At 74.4% G+C, this 20,580-nt stretch carries 17 protein-coding genes; 9 read left to right on the top strand and 8 right to left on the bottom strand.

What is annotated here, in order from left to right; translation table 11 throughout:
• The first annotated feature begins 35 nt into the window (after positions 1-35).
• On the top strand, positions 36-1,160 hold the full coding sequence (cds1, locus tag ACZ67M_RS24685) for an L-cysteine desulfhydrase Cds1 (RefSeq protein ID WP_382813120.1): 1,125 nt from the start codon (positions 36-38) through the stop codon (positions 1,158-1,160).
• 18 nt (positions 1,161-1,178) lie between these two features.
• On the opposite strand, the gene ACZ67M_RS24680 is transcribed toward cds1, so the two are convergent.
• The gene (locus tag ACZ67M_RS24680; RefSeq protein ID WP_361356064.1) at positions 1,179-1,652 is read right to left on the bottom strand and encodes an SRPBCC family protein; all 474 of its coding nucleotides are present in this window, start codon (positions 1,650-1,652) and stop codon (positions 1,179-1,181) included.
• A gap of 173 nt (positions 1,653-1,825) precedes the next feature.
• A complete protein-coding gene (locus tag ACZ67M_RS24675; RefSeq protein WP_469852769.1) occupies positions 1,826-2,650 on the bottom strand; it encodes a DeoR/GlpR family DNA-binding transcription regulator in 825 nt (274 codons plus the stop codon).
• Positions 2,651-3,021: 371 nt separating this feature from the next.
• On the opposite strand from ACZ67M_RS24675, the gene ACZ67M_RS24670 reads away from it, so the two are divergent.
• The gene (locus ACZ67M_RS24670; RefSeq protein WP_467322250.1) at positions 3,022-5,271 is read left to right on the top strand and encodes a hypothetical protein; all 2,250 of its coding nucleotides are present in this window, start codon (positions 3,022-3,024) and stop codon (positions 5,269-5,271) included.
• Positions 5,272-5,273: 2 nt separating this feature from the next.
• On the opposite strand, the gene ACZ67M_RS24665 is transcribed toward ACZ67M_RS24670, so the two are convergent.
• The 4 genes from ACZ67M_RS24665 to ACZ67M_RS24650 form a co-directional block, all read right to left on the bottom strand.
• Positions 5,274-7,715 carry a right-handed parallel beta-helix repeat-containing protein gene (locus ACZ67M_RS24665; protein ID WP_469852767.1) on the bottom strand — a complete coding sequence of 814 codons (2,442 nt, stop codon included), beginning with the start codon at positions 7,713-7,715 and terminating at the stop codon, positions 5,274-5,276.
• A gap of 108 nt (positions 7,716-7,823) precedes the next feature.
• Positions 7,824-8,426, bottom strand: coding sequence for an Rv1733c family protein (locus ACZ67M_RS24660; protein ID WP_361356072.1), 603 nt, complete (start codon positions 8,424-8,426; stop codon positions 7,824-7,826).
• A 150-nt stretch (positions 8,427-8,576) separates the two neighbouring features.
• The gene (locus tag ACZ67M_RS24655; RefSeq protein ID WP_469852765.1) at positions 8,577-9,404 is read right to left on the bottom strand and encodes an MOSC domain-containing protein; all 828 of its coding nucleotides are present in this window, start codon (positions 9,402-9,404) and stop codon (positions 8,577-8,579) included.
• Between the two features lie 42 nt (positions 9,405-9,446).
• Positions 9,447-9,887, bottom strand: coding sequence for a DUF6643 family protein (locus tag ACZ67M_RS24650; RefSeq protein WP_161328455.1), 441 nt, complete (start codon positions 9,885-9,887; stop codon positions 9,447-9,449).
• A 303-nt stretch (positions 9,888-10,190) separates the two neighbouring features.
• On the opposite strand from ACZ67M_RS24650, the gene ACZ67M_RS24645 reads away from it, so the two are divergent.
• Complete coding sequence (locus ACZ67M_RS24645) at positions 10,191-11,486, top strand: TerD family protein (protein ID WP_469853044.1); 1,296 nt, start codon at positions 10,191-10,193, stop codon at positions 11,484-11,486.
• 19 nt (positions 11,487-11,505) lie between these two features.
• On the opposite strand, the gene ACZ67M_RS24640 is transcribed toward ACZ67M_RS24645, so the two are convergent.
• Positions 11,506-12,678: a glycosyltransferase gene (locus tag ACZ67M_RS24640; RefSeq protein WP_469853042.1), complete on the bottom strand. Its 1,173-nt coding sequence runs from the start codon at positions 12,676-12,678 to the stop codon at positions 11,506-11,508.
• Positions 12,679-12,753: 75 nt separating this feature from the next.
• Between ACZ67M_RS24640 and ACZ67M_RS24635 the strand changes: the two genes are divergently transcribed.
• Both ACZ67M_RS24635 and ACZ67M_RS24630 read left to right on the top strand, forming a co-directional pair.
• Positions 12,754-13,539 carry a glutamate racemase gene (locus tag ACZ67M_RS24635; protein WP_361356075.1) on the top strand — a complete coding sequence of 262 codons (786 nt, stop codon included), beginning with the start codon at positions 12,754-12,756 and terminating at the stop codon, positions 13,537-13,539.
• Positions 13,540-13,617: 78 nt separating this feature from the next.
• Positions 13,618-14,163, top strand: a complete 546-nt coding sequence (locus ACZ67M_RS24630; protein WP_125495733.1) for a hypothetical protein — start codon at positions 13,618-13,620, stop codon at positions 14,161-14,163.
• On the opposite strand, the gene ACZ67M_RS24625 is transcribed toward ACZ67M_RS24630, so the two are convergent.
• The gene (locus ACZ67M_RS24625) at positions 14,117-15,118 is read right to left on the bottom strand and encodes an O-antigen ligase family protein (protein WP_469853041.1); all 1,002 of its coding nucleotides are present in this window, start codon (positions 15,116-15,118) and stop codon (positions 14,117-14,119) included. The two genes, ACZ67M_RS24630 and ACZ67M_RS24625, sit on opposite strands and share 47 nt — an antisense overlap.
• 320 nt (positions 15,119-15,438) lie before the next feature.
• Between ACZ67M_RS24625 and lnt the strand changes: the two genes are divergently transcribed.
• The 4 genes from lnt (at position 15,439) to ACZ67M_RS24605 (ending at position 20,530) form a co-directional block, all read left to right on the top strand.
• Positions 15,439-17,052: an apolipoprotein N-acyltransferase gene (lnt, locus tag ACZ67M_RS24620; protein ID WP_361356077.1), complete on the top strand. Its 1,614-nt coding sequence runs from the start codon at positions 15,439-15,441 to the stop codon at positions 17,050-17,052.
• Between the two features lie 68 nt (positions 17,053-17,120).
• Positions 17,121-17,600: an NUDIX hydrolase gene (locus tag ACZ67M_RS24615; protein WP_385794884.1), complete on the top strand. Its 480-nt coding sequence runs from the start codon at positions 17,121-17,123 to the stop codon at positions 17,598-17,600.
• Positions 17,601-17,655: 55 nt separating this feature from the next.
• Positions 17,656-18,456: a 3-hydroxybutyrate dehydrogenase gene (locus tag ACZ67M_RS24610; protein ID WP_361356080.1), complete on the top strand. Its 801-nt coding sequence runs from the start codon at positions 17,656-17,658 to the stop codon at positions 18,454-18,456.
• 103 nt (positions 18,457-18,559) lie between these two features.
• Entirely contained in the window at positions 18,560-20,530 is a 1,971-nt protein-coding gene (locus tag ACZ67M_RS24605; protein WP_469852763.1) for a helix-turn-helix domain-containing protein, read from the top strand.
• Positions 20,531-20,580 lie beyond the last annotated feature (50 nt).

Below are 20,580 nucleotides of genomic sequence, written 5' to 3'. Positions count from 1 at the left end.
GCACGCCGTCGGCGCGCAGCGTAAGGAGCCTCCTCGTGAGCACCACCCCGCACCCCCGCACCGGCGCCACCCTGGACGTCGACCACAGTGACGCCGGCTACCGGACATGGCTGAAAGAGGCCGTGCGCAAGGTCCAGGCCGACGCGAACCGCTCGGCCGACACCCACCTGCTCCTCTTCCCGCTCCCCGAGCGGTGGGGCATCGACCTCTACCTCAAGGACGAGTCGACCCACCCGACCGGCAGCCTCAAGCACCGCCTGGCCCGCTCCCTCTTCCTCTACGGCCTGTGCAACGGCTGGATCCGCCCGGACCGGCCGGTGATCGAGGCGTCCAGCGGCTCCACGGCCGTCTCCGAGGCGTACTTCGCGAAACTGGTCGGCGTGCCCTTCGTCGCCGTGATGCCGCGCACCACGAGCACGGAGAAGATCCGCCTGATCGAGTTCCACGGCGGACGGTGCCACTTCGTGGACGACTCCCGCCGGATGTACGAGGAGTCCGCACGCCTCGCGGCCGAGACCGGCGGCCACTACATGGACCAGTTCACCTACGCCGAACGTGCCACCGACTGGCGCGGCAACAACAACATCGCCGAGTCGATCTTCCGGCAGCTGCGGCTGGAACGGTTCCCCGAACCGGCGTGGATCGTCGCCACGGCCGGCACCGGAGGCACCTCGGCGACGCTCGCGCGTTATGTGCACTACATGCAGTACGACACCCGGGTCTGTGTCGCCGATCCGGAGAACTCCTGTTTCTTCGAGGGCTGGACCACCGGCGATCCGGACGTCGCCTGCGACCGCGGCTCACGGATCGAGGGCATCGGCAGGCCCCGGATGGAACCGAGCTTCGTGCCCGGCGCCATCGACCGCATGATGAAGGTCCCGGACGCGGCGAGCGTCGCGGCCGTCCGCGCCCTGGAGCAGGCCATCGGCCGCAAGGCGGGAGGTTCCACGGGAACCGGGCTGTGGAGCGCGCTGAAGATCGTCGCCGAGATGGTGGCCGCGGGTCGCCGGGGCAGCGTCGTGACGCTGCTGTGCGACCCGGGGGACCGGTACCTCGACAAGTACTACTCGGACACCTGGCTCGCCGAACAGGGCCTCGACATCGGCCCGTACACGACCGCGATCGAGACGCTGCTGCGCACGGGCACCTGGCCCGACTGACGCCCCGCCGGACAGGCCCTAGGAACGCGTCAGCCGCCGGTCCAGCGCGGTGACCGCTCCCCGGAAGGACCGCCCGAGCCCCGGGCGCGCCCGGCCCAGCACGAAACGGAACAGGGCCGTACCGTCCGCCGCGAAGGTCCACTGCACGCGCGTGCCCGTCCCGGCCGGCGCCAGCCGCCACTCCTCGGCCATCGCCCGGGCGCCGGGCGCGTTGGTGACGTCCACGCGATAGGCGTACACCTCGGGCCGCTCCGCCGTCAGGACCGTCTCGACGAAGCGCGTCCCGCCCCGCAGCCGGACCTCGCGCCCCGCGTCCTCACCGATGGGCCGGGCGAACGTCACCGCCGAGAACCACGTGGGCCAGCCCGCCACGTCCTCGGCGAGCGCGCGGAACACCGCCTCGGGAGCGGCGGAGATCTCCCGCGCGAAGACCAGACGCACCGGCGCCGTCTCGACGAAGTCGAGACCCACCGGACGCAGACGGTGAGCCATGGACACAACCCCCTTGTACGCGGCGGCGCATGCGGACGATCGGCCGAGTGGCGCCACGATAGCCGGGGGCGCGTCCGGTGTCAGCGGGGCCTGACGGGACGGACCGGGCACGCGGTGCGCGGGGCGTCACGGACGCCGGGCCGGGAGCGACGCGCGGCGTCCGCGTATCCGGATCAGTCGGTCGTCGGCTCCGGCTCGCCCGCCACGACCAGCGCGAGGTGCTCGGCGACCTCCGCGCGGGCGTCCGCCGACAGGCCGCCGTCGGTCACCAGCGTGTCCACCTGCTCCAGCGCCGCGAAGGAACTCAGGCCCACGACACCCCACTTGGTGTGGTCCGCGACCACCACGACCCGCCGCGCCGACTGCACCAGCCGCCGGTTGGTCTCGGCCTCCGCCAGGTTCGGCGTGGACAGGCCCGCCTCGGCCGATATCCCGTGCACACCGAGGAAGAGCACGTCGAAGTGGAGCGTGGCGATCGCCTGGTCGGCCACCGGGCCCACCAGCGAGTCCGAGGGAGTGCGCACGCCGCCGGTGAGCACCACCGTGGCCGCGCCCTGCCGGGTCCCCGACGTGCGCTGCGCCACGTGGAACACGTCGGCCACCCGCACCGAGTTCGTGACCACCGTCAGGTCCGGCACGTCCACCAGCCGGTGCGCGAGCGCGTACGTCGTCGTACCGCCGGACAGGGCGATCGCGGCACCCGGCGCGACCAGCTCGGCCGCGGCCCGGGCGATGTCCTCCTTGGCCGTCGGCTCCAGACCTGACTTGGCCTCGAAGCCCGGCTCGTGCGTGCTCGCCTCCGCCACCGGGACCGCGCCGCCGTGCACCTTCTCCAGCACACCCTGCCGGGCCAGCGCGTCCAGGTCGCGGCGGACCGTCATGTCCGACACGCCGAGCTTCCGGGTCAGCTCGTTGACCCGGACCCCGCCCCGGCGGCGCACCTCGTCGAGGATCAGGGCGCGCCGCTGCTCCGCGAGGAGGTTCGGATTCTCACTCACGTACGCTTCGGTCCTTTCGCCGCAAACCGTCCGACCCGCCGCCGCACGCGCTCTGATGAGGACTTTCCCCCGCACCCGTGCGCGGACGTCCCATCCTCGCACGCCGCACCGCCGGCCGCCCCACCGCCCGTCCGACGCGCACATGTCACCCGTGTCTCGTCATGGCATCACTCGTCACACGGTTCGGGGAGATTCCGTGCCGAAGGGTGTGCGGAGCCCGTCGAACGGAGATCCTTGTGCCCGCACGGACAGAGCCGACGGCGCGTCACGGGGGAGTGCGGACAGTGGAACAGGCCGAGCAGCGGGACGGGAGATCCGGCACCGCCCTGGAACTCCTGGTGCACGGGGTGGGCGGCACCACGCCCGCCGAGATGCTGGACGACCCGCGGACCGTGCGGGTCACCGGCGACCACGTCGCGGCCGTCTTCCGGCGCGCGGAGGACGTCGACGCGGAGTCCCGGCCCGAGGACTACCGCGGCCGGCCGGTGCCCGAGGCCTACGTCTGGTGCAACCTCACCTCCGGCAACGGAACCCGCGCCCTGTGGCTGCTGCTCCTGCCGTTCATGGTGGTCAACCTCGCCCACTGGATGCGGCCCGCCGCGAGCGGCCGGATCCGCACGGTACGGCTGTACGGGCTGCTGGTGCGGCTCGCGGGGCTCACCCTGACGGTGCTGCTGGTCGCCGCCGCCTGCGAGGTCGCGCTCGACCTCGTGGCCTGGCAGTGCGCGGGCACGCGCGTGTGCGCCGAGCGCCACTCCTGGGTGGGCTTCCTGTCGCCGGTGGTCTCCGACGGCGGCTGGTGGAGCGCGCCCGGCCGCAGGCTCGCCCTCGCGGCCGCGGTACCCGCCGCCCTCACCGGTCTGCTGTGGTACCTGTCGCTGCGCACCTGGCGGGCGTACGAGTCCCAGCAGCCGATGGACCGCGAGGCCGACCCCGAGGAGGGCCCCGGCCACACCGCCCTCGGCCGGCCCGGCTTCTGGTACGGCCGCCGCCTGGTGGCCCGGCTGCGCGCCGCGCACACCGCCGCCGGGCTGCTGACCATCGCGGTGGCGGTCGGCGCGCCCGCGGCCCGCTTCGACCGCCGGCCGGGCGGGCCCGCGGCGCTGGACACGCTGGGATGGCTCCTCCAGATCGCACTGGCCGCCGGCGCCGTCGCCGTGATCGTGGTGGTCTGCCGCCGGGGCCGCAGCGAGAACCGCCTCGACCGGCGCCTCGACCGCCACCTCGTACGGCGTCTGCCGCTCGCCGCCCTCGTCCTGTTCGTCCTCGCCCTGCTCTACGGCGGCTGGGACCGTCCGGGGTGGGCGTCGGCCGGCCGGCTCTCCGGTGACATGGCCTTCGGCGGCATCGCCCTGACGCAGGGTCTGCTGGTCATCGCCCTCGCCGTGGTCGCGCACCTGCTCCACCGCAGCCTCCCCGACGCCCGCGCGGCGATCCGCGGCCTCGGCGGACCCGCCGTCGTCATGCTGGCCTGCGCCCTGGGCGGCTTCATGTCCGGCGGCGTCGCCCAGCGCGTCTCGGACTGGATGGACGGCACCGGCACCTTCCTGGACGGCCCGCCCGTCCTGCTGACCTGGCAGGCGTCCGTCATCCCGCCGCTCCTCGTCGTCGTGCTGCTGCTGTGCGCCGCGCTGGCCCGGCACACCTGGGGCCTGGCCCGCGCCGAACGGGACGCCGTGGAGGGTGACCTCGCAGGGGAGGCCGGGGACCCCGGACGCACCCGGCGCATCGCGCTGGCCCGCGCGACGGCCACTCTCACCGACCGGGCGCCGCTGATCGTCGCCATCACCTCGGCCGCCACCCTGCTGCTGGGTGCCGGAGCGCTGGTGGGTGCCCTGACGACCGACCAGGTGCCCGGTGAGGCGGCGCGCGGTACGTACGCCGTCGTGCACGGTGCCGCGCAGACCGCGCAGGCACTGGGCTCCTGGCTGATCGGCCTCGGCTTCATACTGTTCGTGACGTGGGGCAGGCGCGCCTACAAGGACGCCTCCGCGCGGCGCACCATCGGCATCCTGTGGGACGTCGGCACCTTCTGGCCGCGCGCCGCCCACCCCTTCGCGCCGCCCTGCTACGCCGAGCGCGCCGTGCCCGACCTGACCTGGCGGATGGCGACCTGGACCCGCGCCACCGGCGGACGGCTGGTCATCTCCGGGCACTCGCAGGGCAGCGTCCTCGCCGCCGCCGCGTCCTGGCAGCTGGAGCCGGCCGCCCGCAGGCGGGTCGCCCTGCTCACCTACGGCTCACCGCTGGAGCGGCTGTACGGCCGCTGGTTCCCGGCCCACTTCGGACCGGAGGCGCTCGCCTCGCTGCACCGGGAGGTCGACTGCTGGCGCAACCTGTACCGCCGCACCGACCCCATCGGCGGACCGGTGCGGCTGCCCGGCGACCCGGGCCCCGCGGTGGACCACGAGCCCCTCAAGGACCCGCTGACGTACGGCCGCACCGAACTCCATCCGCTGCCCGCGCCGGTCCTCGGCCACTCCGACTACCAGGCCGACCCGGTCTTCGCCGAGGAGCGCGGGCGGCTGCTGGCCCGGCTCCGGCCGGAGGTGCCGGCGCCCCGCCACACCAAGGGCCCCGCGCCCGTTCCGGCGGCGGACGACGCGACCGGGGCCTGCTAGCGCTACTTCGGCAGCTCGGGCAGGTCGTCGGCGTACAGCAGGGTCAGGTCGTCCGTGCTGGGATCGGCCAGCTGGGCCACGCGGCTCGCGTGCCGTTCCACCATGGCCTCGAAGGTCTGGCGGGCGGTGCGGCCGTTGCCGAAGGCGGGGCCCTTGGGGATCGCCGTGAAGTACTTCGTCAGCGCCTCGGGCGTGCCCGGGGCCAGCCGGTACTCGTGCTCGTCGGCCTGCTGCTCGACGATCCGCAGCAACTCGTCGGGTCCGTAGTCGCCGAAGGTGATGGTCCGTGAGAAACGGGACGCCACACCCGGGTTGACCGACAGGAACCGCTCCATCTCGGCCGTGTAGCCCGCGACGATCACCACGACCGAGTCGCGCTGGTCCTCCATGAGCTTGACCAGCGTGTCGATGGCCTCCTTGCCGAAGTCCCGGCCCGCGTCCTCGGGGGAGAGCGCGTACGCCTCGTCGATGAACAGCACCCCGCCGTGCGCCCGCTGGAACGCCTCCTGGGTGCGGATCGCCGTGGAGCCGATGTGCTCGCCGACCAGGTCCACCCGGGAGACCTCGACCAGGTGCCCCTTGTCCAGCACACCGAGCGAGGCGAGGATCTCGCCGTACAGCCGGGCGACCGTCGTCTTGCCGGTGCCCGGGGAGCCGGTGAAGACCAGGTGCCGCTTGACCGACGCGGCCTTCAGGCCCGCCTGCTGCCGGCGCCGGCCCACCTCGATCATGTCGGTCAGGGCCCGCACCTCGCGCTTGACGCTGTCCAGGCCGACCAGGGCGTCCAGTTCGCCGAGCACCGCCTTCGAGGTCCGCGCGGGCTCCTGCGGGGCGACGGGCGCGATCAGGGGCTCCTGCTCGGTGGTGCGCTGCCCGGGGATCGAGCCCAGCAGCCCCGGGGACTGGCTCACCGTCTGCACGACCGGCTCCGCCGGGGCGGTCGCCGCCGCGGAGCCGCTCTCGTCGCTGGTGCAGTCCTCGACGAGCGGACCGGAGTCGTACGCGCTGTCCGGGCCGCCCTCCGCGAACTCGTACCCGCCGCGCGCGCACCGCTCCGTGCGGCACTTCCGGAGCGTCGTACGGCAGCCGTCGATCACATGGAAGCCGTAGCCCGCGCTGCCGGTCACCCGGCAGTTCAGGAAGCTGCCGCGGCCGCCGGCCGACACGTAGACACCGGCCTCCGAGGGGGAGTCGACCGTGCAGCGTTCGATCGTGGGGTCGGCCCCCTTGGTGACTATGACGCCGGTGCGGTTGCCGTCCAGGGTGCAGTTGTTGAGGGTGCCGCCGCTGCCGTGGTCGCGGAACCACGCGCCCGTGGCCGCGTCCCGGATGCGGCAGTCGTCGAGCTGAGCGGTGGCGCCGTCGCTCACCGACACCGCCGTGTTGCGCACCTGGGACAGGTCGCTGTCGACGACGTCCGCGCGGGAGCCGCGGTCCAGGACGAACAGCGCGTCCGGTACGTCGTGCACCCGGCAGGAGTCGAGCACCGCGGTGGCGCCGTCGCTGACCCACACGGCCGGGTAGTCGCCCGTGCTGTCGAAGATCTCGCACTGGTTGGCGTCCACCCGCGTGCCCGGGTCCCACACCGACAGGCCGTTGCGGCCGAACTGCCGCACGGTGGTGCGGGTCAGGGTGAGGACGGAACGGGAGCGCAGGTCGACCGCGTTCTCCGGGATGTCGTGGATGCGGCAGTCGGCGAGGGTGAGCACGGCGTCCGTGTCCAGGGTGACGCCGTCGCCGGTGGTGCGGTGCACGTCGCAGTCGGTCAGGTGCGCGGTGGCCCGGCCCGTGACCTGCACTCCGCTGCCCCGTACCTCGTAGACCTCGCAGCCCACGGCCTCCAGCGCGGAGCCCTCGCCCGTCGCGGTCAGCCCGGAACCGGCGGCATGGTGCACGCGGCAGCGTTCCAGCCGGGGATGGGCGCCGGAGCGCACCGCGACGCCCGCCTGTCCGGCCGAGACGACCTCGCACTCCTCGAACACGCCGCCCCCGCCGTCCAGGACGGCGATGCCGACACCGGCCGGATTGTCGACGACGCAGCGTCGCACCGTGGGCCGCGCGCCGCCGCGCACCTCTATCCCGGAGGCGGAACGCGCGACCACTCTCAGGCCCAGCAGCTCCGGCGTACCGTCCTCGACGAGCACCGCGGGCGCCGCCGCGTCCTGGCCCTCCACGTGCAAATCCTGGATCACCGCCGAGGCGCGCACGGTCAGCGGGACGCCGTCGACGGGCGCGATGCGCACCGAACCCTGGCCGCCCTCGGGTCCGCGCAGGGTCACCGCCCGCTGGACGACGAGGTTCTCCCGGTAGGTCCCCGGGGCGACGGTGAGGACGTCACCCTCCGCCGCGGCCTCCAGGGCGGCGGCGAGCGATGCGTACTCACCTGTGCGGCGCCGCCACCGCGAGGTGCCGGTGTGCGTCACCTGGACCGTGCCCTGTGCCATGGCGTTGCTGTGCCCCCACCTCGTCGTACGCGGGTTGTCGCCGATTCGCTTCGGCCGGTCCACCGTAGCGTGCGCGCAGGTGGTGAGTTGACCGGAGCCGGAAGCCCGTCAGCTGCCCGTGCCGGTCCTGCCCCAGTCCGGGCCCGCCCGCTCCCACTCGCGCTCCCAGCGCGCGTACCGGCCGCGGACCATGCGCCAGACGGCTATGCGCCGGCCGGCCTCGATCAGGCCCGCCGCCGCCACCGCGGCGCCTGTCCCGGCGAGCACGGCGTGCGTGGCCGCCGTCGCGCCGTCCAGCGGCCGGGCCACCGCGCGTCCCCGCTCGTCCGTCCACAGCCCGAAGTGGTCGCCGGGGCCGGGGTCGTCGATGCCGACCGTGACGGAGCCCTCGTGCCGGGATCCGTCCGGACCGGTCCAGTCTGCGAGGACGCGGCTGCGCAGGCTCTCACCGGCGCCCTCCGGATCGACGGACAGGGTGGAGCGCTCCAGGGGACGAACCACGGTGGCCGTCACCCGGTGCCGCGACTCGTGCTGTTCGCGCACCGACCGCTGGAGGGTGTCCTGGGCGGCGCCGCCCGCGAGCACCCCGAGCAACGGCGCCACGGACAGGATCAGCAGCAGTCCCGCCAGTGCCACCCATGCCTCGGCCAGGTCGGTCGCGCGGCACAGCGGATTGCGCCGCCAGCGCCACAGCCCCCGGATCGCCCGCACGTCCGCCCCCTTTCCCGCTCCCCGCCACCCCCTGGCCGGTCCGTCCCGGCCTGATTCTCATGAACGTCTCACAAAGCCCAACGCCCGGAGCGGGGAACGGGTTCCCGGCTCCGGGCCGCTGTCCTGATCCCGCCGCCGGGGCGTGGCACGTCAGTCGAGGATCCGCACCGGGTCGCCGACCCGGACCGTGCCGCGGCCTGCCGGGACCAGGTTCTGGCCGAAGACCAGCTTGCCGTCGACGCGGCGGTGCCGTCCGAGGGTGTGCAGGGGCTCCGCGCCGCGTCCGGCGGTGGCCTGGTCGGTGGTGGTCACGACGCAGCGCCCGCAGGGTTTGGCGACCCGCAGGACGACCTCGCCGACCGCGACGCGGGACCAGCCGTCCTCCGCCCAGGGTTCGGTGCCGGAGGCGACCAGGTTCGGCCGGAAGCGGTTCATGGGCAGGGGGCCGTCGGCGGCGTGCGGGCCGCCCGCGATCAGGGAGTTGAGGGCGTCCAGGGAGGCCGTCGTCGTGAGCAGCAGCGGGAAGCCGTCGGCGAAGGTGACGGTCTCGCCCGGCAGCGCGTAACGGGGGTCCACGGGCCGGCGGGTCGCGGGGTCGTCCAGGTGCACCAGCCGGACCTCCGCCCCGAGGAAGGCGCTGCACCAGTCGTGCGCGGCCGCGTCGTCCGCGGGCAGCGCCTCGACCTTGTCACGGAAGAGCTGCGTGGGGACGGTGACCGCCCCGCGCGGCACCGGCACGGTGAGCGGCTCCATGCCGGGTGCGGACAGCCGGACGCCGCCGCCGGGCAGAAGCTCGGCGGCGGCCAGGGCGAGGCGCGGCTGCTTGCGTTGCGTGACGACCTTTCCCCCGTCGTCGATCAGCATCCAGCGTCGGTCTCCGGCCGGCCCCCAGGGCTCCATGACGACCTCCCGGAGCGACAGGCTCCGGAACGCCTTGACCGGATGGACGTGGATCGACCTCAGTCGCGCGTTCCCCATGACGCCATCGTGCCAGGTGGCACGGACGATCCGGGGGACGGCTCAGTAGCCGCGGTACTGCTGCTGGTTGTACGGGTCCTGGTACGGCGCGGGGGCCGGCCGGGGAGTCGCGGGGCGCATCGCCTCGTAACCCGCGGGACCGGGCGCGGCCGGGCGGGGCTGCTGCTGGTACTGGGGGCCGGGGTACCCGCGCGGCGCGGTCGCCTGCTGGGGGATGTACGCGGCGGGGGCCTGCTGCAGGGGCGCGGGCTGCGGCGCCTGCTGCGGGTAGCCGTAGGAGGACTGGGAGGGCCCCGCCGGGAGGGCGGGCAGGGCGGACGGGAGCGCCGGCAGGTGACTGCTCGGCACGTCGTACGCCGCGGGGACCCGGATCGGGGCGATCTGCGGGGTGCCCCGTTCGGCCACGAGCGAGTCGTAGATCGGGGTGTCCGGGAAGGAGGCGGAGTAGTAGCCGCCGCCATAAGTGGAGCGGGGGGAGGTCATGGCCATAAGTTAAGCCCACGATGTGCTGGTTGGGGAGACCGATAAGAGGGTTGTTTTCCGTGTCCGCACTGACCCGGGATCCCCAATGCGAGCGAACTTGGCAAAATAGGGCGTCACGGCGCGCACTTTTGAGGTAAAGGCCGTGTTCCGAGCGGGTTACCGGCGGTTGGCCGAACATCGCGCCGAACCTCTTCGTCGCACTCCGCGCGTGGGACGGACGCCCGGGAGAATAGGTTGGGCGCGGAGAACGCGACGAAGCGCCGGGACGCGGCCCGGTGACACCTGATGGGGGCAGACATGTCAATGTCGAAAGGATCGAACACCCCGGTGCCGACGACGGCGCTGCGGGTCGAACTGGGCTGGCGATCCGGCCCCTCAGTCCCCGACGCGGACGCGTCCGCCCTGCTCCTGGTGGGCGGAAAGGTGCGTTCCGACGCGGACTTCGTCTTCTACAACCAGCCCGCGCACTCCTCCGGCGCGGTCCGGCACGAGGGCAAGCGGGACGCCGGCGGGCGGGTGACCGACAGCCTCCTCGTCGACCTCGCGCGCGTGGAGCCCGCGATCGAGACCGTCATCCTCGCCGCCTCCTCGGACGGCGGCCCGTTCGGACGGGTCCCGGACCTGTACCTCGAGGTGCGCGACGCGGCGCGGAACACCGTGGTGGCCCGCTTCGACAACCCGGGCGCGACCGTGGAGACGGCCTTCGTGCTGGGCGAGTTCTACCGCCGCCAGGGCGCCTGGAAGTTCCGCGCCGTCGGCCAGGGCTACGACAGCGGGCTCGAAGGTCTGGCCACGGACTACGGCATCTCGGTGGACGAACCCCAGCAGGCAGCCGCACCCGTTGCGCCGGCCCCCGCGGTCACGCCGCCCCCTCCGCCCCCCGCGGCACCGCCCGCTCCTGCGGTCGCGCCTCCCGCCGTCACCAACCCGCCCCCGCCCGCGCCGCCGTCCACCGCGCCGGTCCGGCTGACCAAGGTCACGCTCACCAAGGCGGCGCCCTCCGTCTCGCTGACCAAGCAGGGCGGCACCTCGGGAGCGCTGCGCGTCAACCTCAACTGGCAGGTGCGCAAGCAGTTCTCCGGCTGGGCCCGCAAACTGGGCCGCCCGGTCGCCATGCACGACGACCTCGACCTCGACCTGTGCGCCCTGTACGAACTCAACGACGGCAGCAAGGGCGTGGTCCAGGCACTCGGCAACGCCTTCGGAGCCCTCGACCGGCCGCCGTTCGTCCACCTCGACGGCGACGACCGCACCGGCGCCGTCTCCAGCGGCGAGAACCTCACGGTCAGCCTCGACCACAAGCAGTACTTCCGGCGCATCCTCGTCTTCGTGACCATCTACCAGGGGGCCCGCTCCTTCGCCGACCTGCACGCCACGGTCACCCTCCAGCCGCAGTACGGCGCCCCGGTCGACTTCTCGCTCGACGAGTGCACCGTGCCCTCCACGGTCTGCGCCCTCGCACTGATCACCAACACCGGCGGCGACCTCGTCGTACAGCGCGAGGCCCGGTACCTGGTGCCGGAACGCGGCGTGAGCCCGCAGCGCACCGTCGACCACGCCTACGGATGGGGCATGAACTGGACCCCCGGCCGCAAGTGACCGGAGCCCGTCCGGCCCGTCAGCCCTCGTCGGGCACGACGTCCGGACGGGCGTAGGTGCGGCCCTTCCACGCCGCACCCCGCCCCCGGTAGTGCTGCACCGCCGAGTCGACCGTCATCAGGAGATAGAGGAACCCGGTGAACGGCAGCAGGGGAGCGAGCCACAGCGGCTGCCGGTAGTGGCGCAGCATCGGCGCGTACGTCCCCGCCATCACCAGCCACGCTGCGCCCCCCAGGAGAGCCGCCGCCGTCCCGCCCCGCGCCGCGCCGACGACGACCGCGAGCGGCGGCACCAGGTACACGACGGCCAGCCCGGCCACCGTTCCGGCGAGCACCAGAGGGTTGTGCCGCAGTTGCGCGTACGCGCTGCGCGAGACCATGCGCCACAGGTCGCGCAGCCGCGGGTAGGGACGCACGCTGTCCACCCGCTCGGCCAGGCCAAGCCAGACGCGCCCGCCGGAGCCCTTGACCGCGCGGGCGAGGGCCACGTCGTCGATGACGGCGTGCCGGATGGCGTCCGGAAACCGCGCCCGTTCGGCCGCCCCGGTCCGCAGCAGCACACAACCGCCGGCCGCCGCCGCGGTCCTCCCCTCGCGCCCGATCCACCGGAACGGATAGAGCTGCGCGAAGAAGTAGACGAAGGCGGGCACCACGAGCCGCTCCCACCCGCTCACCACCCGCAGCCGCGCCATCTGGGAGACGACGTCGAAACCGCCGGGGCCGGCCGCCGCCACCAGCGCGCGCAGACTGTCCGGCGCGTGCGCGATGTCGGCGTCGGTCAGCAGCAGGTACTCGGGCTCACGCGCGCGTGCCAGCGTGATGCCGTGCCGCACCGCCCACAGCTTGCCCGTCCAGCCGGCGGGCGGCTCCCCGGGCGAGGCCACGGTCAGCGGCAGCCCCTCGTGCCGCCGGGCCAGCTCGCACGCCAGCTCACCCGTGCCGTCGCTGCTCCCGTCGTCGATCAGGAAGACCTCCGCCCGCCCCGGATAGTCCTGCGCGAGCAGCGACGGCAGACTCGCGGGCAGCACCGCCGCCTCGTCGCGCGCCGGGACGACGACGCACACCGAGGGCCAGACAGCGGGTTCCTCCCGGGCCGGCAGTCCGACGTCCGTACGCCAGAAGAAGCCCCGCGCGAACAGCAGCCACAGCCAGGCCGCGAGGGAGAGTGCGGATACGACGGTCACCGGGGTCATCCACGCGTCGGCGCTCACGTGCGCAGTCTGCCCCACGCCACCGGCCCTCGGCCGCGCATCGTCTATGGTGGCCGGGTGAAGATCGCGCTCATGGACTCCGGAATCGGTCTGCTGGCGGCCACCGCCGCGGTACGGCGCCTGCGACCGGACGCCGATCTCATCCTCTCCCTCGACCCCGACGGCATGCCCTGGGGTCCGCGCACCCCCGAGGACCTGACCGGCCGCGCCGTCGCGGTGGCCGAGGCCGCCGCCGCGCACCGGCCCCAAGCCCTGATCGTCGGCTGCAACACCGCCACCGTGCACGCGCTGCCCACCTTGCGCGCCCGGCTGGAGCCCGCGCTGCCCGTCGTCGGCACCGTACCGGCGATCAAGCCCGCCGCGGCCGGTGGCGGCCCCGTGGCGATCTGGGCGACCCCCGCCACCACCGGCAGCCCCTACCAGCGCGGCCTCATCGCGGACTTCGGCGGCGACGCGACCGTCACCGAAGTGCCCTGCCCGGGGCTCGCGGAAGCCGTCGAGCACGCGGACGAGGCGGCCATCACCGCGACCGTCGCCGCCGCGGCGGCCCTCACCCCCGACGACGTGACGACCGTCGTCCTGGGCTGCACCCATTACGAACTGGTCGCCGAGCGCATCCGCGCCGCCGTACAGCGCCCCGGCGCCCCGCGGCTCGTGCTGCACGGCTCGGCGGGCGCGGTCGCCGCCCAGGCGCTGCGCCGGATCGGCGCCCACCCCGACCCGGGCGCCCCGGCCGAGGGCACCCTCACCGTGCTGCTCAGCGGACGCGAGGGCACGCTGCCCGCGCCCGCGCTGGCCTACGCCGAGGGCAGGCTCCTGCGCGCGGTCACACCGGCCCGCTGATGGCCCGCCCGCCCGGACGGCCCAGTCACCCAGCGCGACGAGGTACCCGCGCAGCGAAACATGAGTAACCTCATAGCCATGAGGCATCGCCACGGCGAGACCACCCCGCAGCCGGACATCTGGACCGGACGTGCCACCAACCGGGTCCAGTGGTTCCTGGCGCTCATCGGCGCGGCCTGCATGGCGCTCGGCATCGCCCTGGCCGTCGACTCCGCCTGGGAGTCCGGCGTCGTCCCGCTCACCATGGCGGTCGTCGGCTGCATCGCGGCGGGACTGCTCGTGCTCTTCGGCACCCTCGCCTTCGTACACGTCGCCCTGCGGGTCGACGAGGACTGCCTCGAAGTGCGCTGCGGCCACATCGGCCTGCCGCGCCGGCGCATCCCCCTGTCCCACGTCGTCGGGGCCGAGTTCGCCCCGCACGTCACCCCGCGCCACTGGGGCGGCTGGGGCTACCGCTGGCGGCCCGAGAAGGGCACCGCCGTGGTCGTGCGGCGCGGCGAGGGCCTGATCCTCAAGCTGGGCGACGGGCACACCTTCACGGTCACCGTGGACGACGCGGAGGCGGCCGTCCAGGTCATCACGGACCGGCTGCGCCCGAAGGCACCCGAGCAGCCCGCGCACTGAGCGCACCGTCGTCGGCGAGCGGGCGGGAGGTGGCCAGCCCCGCGAGGAGCCCCGCGCCCACCGACACCGCCGTGAAGCACAGGGCGTTGCCGACGGCGGCGATCACGGCCAGCGCGGTGAGAGCCAGGCCGGCGGTGAGGACGACCGGCGTCGGCCGGGGCGAGCGCCACAGCGCGTACAGCACCCAACCGAACGCCGCGCCCAGCAGCACCACGCCCACGACGCCCTGTTCGGCGGCCTGCTGCCAGAGCGCCGAGTGCGGTCTGTCGTCCGGCACCGGCGCTGCGGCGGCGGTCGGACTCAGCGCGCCGAAGCGCCCCGGGCCCGCGCCGAACACCACGTCCGCGCGCAGCAGCTCCAGCGCGTCGCGCCACAGCTGCACGCGATGGGCGGTCAGCTGCCCCTCCAGGGAGGCGGCGAGACCGTCCGGTGCCCATGTGCTCACGACCATCCACCCCAGGCCCGCCACCACCCCCGTGACCACGCCCAGCCCGGCGATCCCCGCGCCGCGGGGCATCCGGCCGGCCGCGAGGGAACACACCAGCACCAAGGCACACGCGACGCAGCCCACGGCCGAACCGATCGCCGCCGCGGCCACGGCGATCCCGACGGCCAGCAGCCGCAGCGCCACCCGCACGACGGCCGCCCGGGCGGCCCATGCCCCGCAGCACGCGGCACCCGCCGACAGCGCGAGCAACGCGGCGGTCGCACCCGCGTGCCCGAGCGGTGCGGTGATCCGCGGCCCCGGCGCGAGATGCGGGACCGCCACCGTGAGGGCCGCCCCGGCCAGCGCCGCGGCCGAGGGTGCGGCGACCGGGAGCAGCGCCCCGCAGATCCGCCCCGCGGCGTAACCGGCGGCCACGGCCAGCACGGCGAGCAGCACGCCCTCCGGGCGCCCGTCGCGCGCCGCCGCCGTGATCAGCGACCAGGACGCGCACGCCCCGAGGACCACCATCCCGGCGGTGTCGGCACCGCCGCGTCTGCCACCGTCGGCGTCGGCCGTCCCCGCGGCGTCCGCGGACGCCGTCCCCCTCGAACCCACCGTGCCCCCCGCCCCCGTCGCCCCCGACCTGACGGGCCCCGCCGCCCGCCCGGCGACCGAGGCTCGGACACACCGTAACGGCTGGTCGGCGAAGTGTGGACGGCTCGGTGCCCGGTTGTGCCGAAACGACACGGCATCGGTCGCCGGCCACCCGTCGGCCCTGTGCGGGCCGTCCACCCGCCGCCGCGGACCGTGCTGTCGGGGGTTCGGTCACCCGCCGTACACTCCGGGGGGTGACAGCCACCGCAACCTCCGTCGGCGAGCCGGACCGGACGCAGCCGCGGCCCGTGCCCCCCTCCCGGCTCACCGCACGGCTCCTGCGCCTCCTCCCGGCCGCCGCAGCCGCGCTCTCCGGAGTACTGCTCTACGTCAGCTTCCCGCCGCGCACCCTGTGGTGGCTGGCCCTGCCCGCCTTCGCCGTCCTCGGCTGGGTGCTGCGCGGCCGCGGCTGGAAGGCGGGCCTGGGCCTCGGCTACCTCTTCGGCCTCGGCTTCCTGCTGCCGCTGCTGGTGTGGACCGGTGTGGAGGTCGGCCCCGGCCCCTGGCTCGCCCTGGTGGCGATCGAGGCGCTCTTCGTCGCGCTGGTCGGCGCGGGCGTCGCGGCGGTGTCGAAGCTGCCGGGATGGCCCGTGTGGGCGGCGGCGCTGTGGATCGCGGGGGAGGCCGCACGCGCGCGTGTCCCCTTCGATGGGTTCCCCTGGGGAAAGGTCGCCTTCGGCCAGGCGGACGGCGTGTTCCTGCCCCTCGCCGCGCTCGGCGGTACGCCGGTGCTCGGGTTCGCGGTCGTCCTGTGCGGCTTCGGCCTCTGCGAGGCCGTGCGTCTCGCCGTCCGGGCGCGCCGGGCCGGCGAGGTACGGCGTGGCGCGGCGGCGGTGGCCCTCGTCGCCGTGGCCGTCCCGGTCGTGGCCGCCTTCGCCGCCCGTCCGCTGGTCAGCGACGAGGCGGAGGACGGCACCGCGACCGTGGCGGTGATCCAGGGCAACGTGCCGCGCGCGGGCCTCGACTTCAACGCGCAGCGGCGGGCCGTACTCGACTACCACGCGAGGGAAACGGAACGACTCGCCGCCGAGGTGAGGGCGGGCCGGGTGGACCGCCCCGACTTCGTGCTCTGGCCGGAGAACTCCTCGGACATCGACCCCTTCGCCAACACCGACGCGCGCATGGTCATCGACCGGGCCGCCAAGGCGATCGGCGCGCCCGTCTCGGTCGGCGGCGTCGTCGACCGGGACGGCAAGCTCCTCAACGAGCAGATCCTCTGGGACCCCGACAAGGGTCCCGTCGACACCTACGACAAGCGCCAGATCCAGCCCTTCGGCGAGTACCTGCCGCTGCGCTCGCTCATCGGGGCGATCAACGACGACTGGACCTCCATGGTCAGCCGGGACTTCAGCAGGGGCACCGAGCCCGGCGTCTTCTCCATGGCGGGCACCGAGGTCGGCCTGGTCACCTGCTACGAGGCAGCCTTCGACTGGGCGGTGCGCTCCGAGGTCACCGACGGCGCCCAGATGATCTCCGTACCCAGCAACAACGCGACTTTCGACCGCAGCGAGATGACCTACCAGCAACTCGCCATGTCCCGCGTCCGCGCGGTCGAGCACAGCCGGACCGTCACGGTCCCGGTGACCAGCGGCGTCAGCGCGATCATCATGCCGGACGGCCGGATCACCCAGAAGACCGGCATGTTCGTCGCCGACTCCCTGGTCCAGGAGGTGCCCCTGCGCTCCTCCGAGACCCCGGCCACCCGGCTGGGCGTACTCCCCGAGATCGCTCTCGTGCTGGTCGCGGCGGGCGCGCTGGGCTGGGCCGTCGGCGCCGGTGTGCGCGGGCGACGCGCCCGGGACGTGTAGCCGTACGCCCGTCGCACGCCCCGTGACACCGCCCGGAGTGGCCGGCGCGGCCCGTTAGGGTCGTCCGCATGGCTACTCCCGACTTCATCCGCGACCTGCGCGCCACCGCCGGACAGCAACTGCTCTGGCTCCCCGGAGTCACCGCCGTCGTCTTCGACGACGAAGGGCGGGTGCTCCTGGGCCGACGGTCCGACAACGGGCGATGGTCACTGATCGGAGGCATCCCCGAGCCCGGCGAGCAGCCCGCCGCCTGCGCAATGCGCGAGGTGGAGGAGGAGACCGCCGTCCGGTGCGTCGTCGAGCGGATGGTCGTCGTCCAGGCGCTGAGCCCGGTGACGTACGACAACGGGGACGTCTGCCAGTTCATGGACGTCACCTTCCGCTGCCGGGCCGTGGGGGGTGAGGCCCGGGTCAACGACGACGAGTCGCTGGAGGTGGGCTGGTTCGCCGTGGACGCGCTGCCGGAGCTGGGGGAGTTCGGGCAGCTCAGGATCAAGCAGGCGCTGTCCGACGCACCCACATGGTTCGACCCCACTGCCCCCTACTGAAGTATGGGGCGTGCCCACATGGGGAGCGGGACGGGTGCTGCCTAGGGTCGGGGACATGACCTCGCCCAGCGTCCTCCCGGCCCCCCACGCCTCCTCGCTCGACCTCGAAGGCCGCACCGCCCTCGTCACCGGCGCCGCCGGGGGGATCGGCCGTGCCTGCGCCCTGCGCCTGGCCGCCGCCGGGGCGCGGGTCAGAGCGGTCGACCGGGACGCGGCAGGACTGGACGCGCTCGCCGAGAGCAGCACCGACCTCGCGGGCAGCGTCCTGCCCCAGGTCCTGGACCTGACCGACCTGGACGCCGCCGAACGCGCCGCCGCCGGCACCGACCTCCTGGTCAACAACGCCGGGATCCAGCTGGTGCGGCCCATCGAGGAGTTCCCCCCGGACGTCTTCCACACGGTGCTCACCGTGATGCTGGAGGCGCCCTTCCGCCTGATCCGGGGCGCCCTGCCCCACATGTACGGGCAGGGCTGGGGCCGCATCGTCAACATCTCCTCCGTGCACGGCCTGCGCGCCTCCGCCTACAAGTCGGCCTACGTCGCCGCCAAGCACGGCCTGGAGGGCCTGTCCAAGACCGCGGCCCTCGAAGGCGCCGCCCACGGCGTCACCTCGAACTGCGTGAACCCCTCCTACGTGCGCACCCCGCTCGTCGAGCGGCAGATCGCCGACCAGGCCCGGGCCCACGGCATCCCCGAGGAGCAGGTGCTCACCGACGTGCTGCTCCAGGACAGCGCGGTGCGGCGGCTGATCGAACCGGACGAGGTCGCCGAGGCGGTCGCGTACCTGTGCGGGCCGCGGGCGTCCTTCGTCACCGGCACCTCACTCGTGCTGGACGGCGGCTGGACGGCGCACTGAGCCCGGTCCCGGCCCGCGCACCGGCCGGCCCGGCGGCGGCCCCTGTGGACGGGGTTGTCCACAGGGCTGCCGGGACGACCGCGCGATGGGGAATCCTGTGAGCATGTCCCGCGATCACCTGCAGTCCACCGAGCGCCCGGCCGCCGACGCCAAGGCCCCGGCCGACGACGCCGCCGTCCCGGATTCCGCCGTCGTCGAGACGCCGTTCCTGGAGCTGCTGGCCCGGGGCGCGTCCGCCGACGCCTACGAGCAGCCGGTACTGCTCGCCCGCGCCGAGGGAGGACCGGCCGACCGGATCGACGCGCTCGACCGGGCCAAGCAGCTCGCACTGCGCGTGCGCTCCGAGCTGGAGGGCCGGCGCAGGCGGGAGGCGGAGCTGTCCGCGCTGTTCGAGACGGCCCACGACCTCGCCGGGCTGCGCGACCTGGACGCGGTGCTGCGGGCCATCGTGCAGCGGGCCCGTTCCCTGCTCGGCACCGACGTGACCTACCTCAGTCTCCACGACGCGGCCCGCGGCGACACCTACATGCGGGTCACCGAGGGCTCGGTCGCCGCCCGCTTCCAGCAACTGCGGCTCGGCATGGGGGAAGGGCTCGGCGGCCTCGTCGCCCAGACCGCCCGGCCCTACGTCACGGACGACTACTTCAAGGACGCCCGCTTCCAGCACACCCGCACCATCGACGCGGGCGTGAGCGACGAGGGCCTGGTCGCCATCCTCGGCGTCCCCCTCATGCTCGGCCACCACGTCATCGGCGTGCTCTTCGCCGCGGACCGGCGGGCCCGGGTCTTCGAGCGCGAGCAGATCGCCCTGCTCGGTTCCTTCGCCGCCCTCGCGGCAGCCGCCATCGACACCGCCAACCTGCTCGCCGAGACCCGGTCGGCCCTGGCCGGCCTGGAGCGGGCCAACGAGATCATCGGGGACCGCAGCGCCGTCATCGAGCGCGCCTCCGACGTCCACGACCGGCTCACCGAGCTGGTCCTGCGCGGTGGCGGGGTGCACGACGTGGCCGCCGCCGTCTCCCAGGTCCTGGACGGCACCGTCGAGTTCACCGAGGCGGGATCGGCGCCGGCGAGGGCTCTGGAGGTGTCGCGCGCCGAGGGACACGCGGTGCGGCACGAGGACGACTGGATCGCCGCCGTCGCCGCCGGTGACGAACTGCTCGGCGCCCTGGTCCTGCGCGGCCACCCCGGACTCGACCCCGTCGACCAACTCACCCTGGAGCGGGCCGCGACGGTCACCTCCCTGCTGTTGCTCGCCCGGCGCTCCGCCGCCGAGGCCGAACAGCGCGTCCGCGGTGAGCTGCTCGACGACCTCCTCGACGCCCGCGACCGCGACCCGCGCCTGCTGGGCGACCGCGCCCGGCGCCTCCGCGCCGACCTGGCCGCCACGCACGTCGTGCTCGCCGCCCGGCTCGACACCGCGGCGTCCGACGCCGACCAGGAGGCGGACGCGCGCAGGCGCCTGTGGGCCGCCGCCTCCCACCTCGCCGCGACCCGGCACGGCCTGGCCGCCGCCCGGGACGGCGGCACGGTGCTCCTGCTGCCGCTCGACACCGGTGACGGGGCCACGGACCTGGCCCGCCGCACCGCCCGGCACCTCGGCCGTGCCGTCCACGAGAGCGTCACCGTCGGCGCCTCCGCACCCGTGGAGGACCTCGCCGCCCGCCCCGACGCCGTCGCCGGCGCCTACGCCGAGGCCCGGCGCTGCCTCGACGCCCTGGGCCTGCTGGGCCGCTCCGGGGACGGCGCCGCCGCCGAGGACTTCGGCTTCCTGGGCCTGCTGCTGGCCGGCGAGCAGAACGTCTCGGGTTTCGTCGAGCGCACCATCGGCCAGGTCGTCGCCTACGACGAGCGGCGCGGCACCGAGCTGCTGCACACCCTCGACGCCTACTTCGCCTGCGGCATGAGCCCGGCCCGCACCAAGGACGAACTCCACGTCCACGTGAACACGGTCGCCCAGCGCCTGGAGCGCGTGGGCCGCCTCCTGGGCGACGACTGGCAGAGCCCCGACCGCGCACTGGAGATACAACTGGCCCTCAGACTCCACCGGTTGTCGCTCCCGGCACAGCACTGAACAGCACTGACCCCGCACGCGTCGGCGTACGGGGTCGGCAGCGAACGGTG

The sequence above is a fragment of the Streptomyces sp. NPDC107500 genome (assembly GCF_055582785.1).
This window is presented reverse-complemented; position numbering and strand designations above follow the sequence as displayed.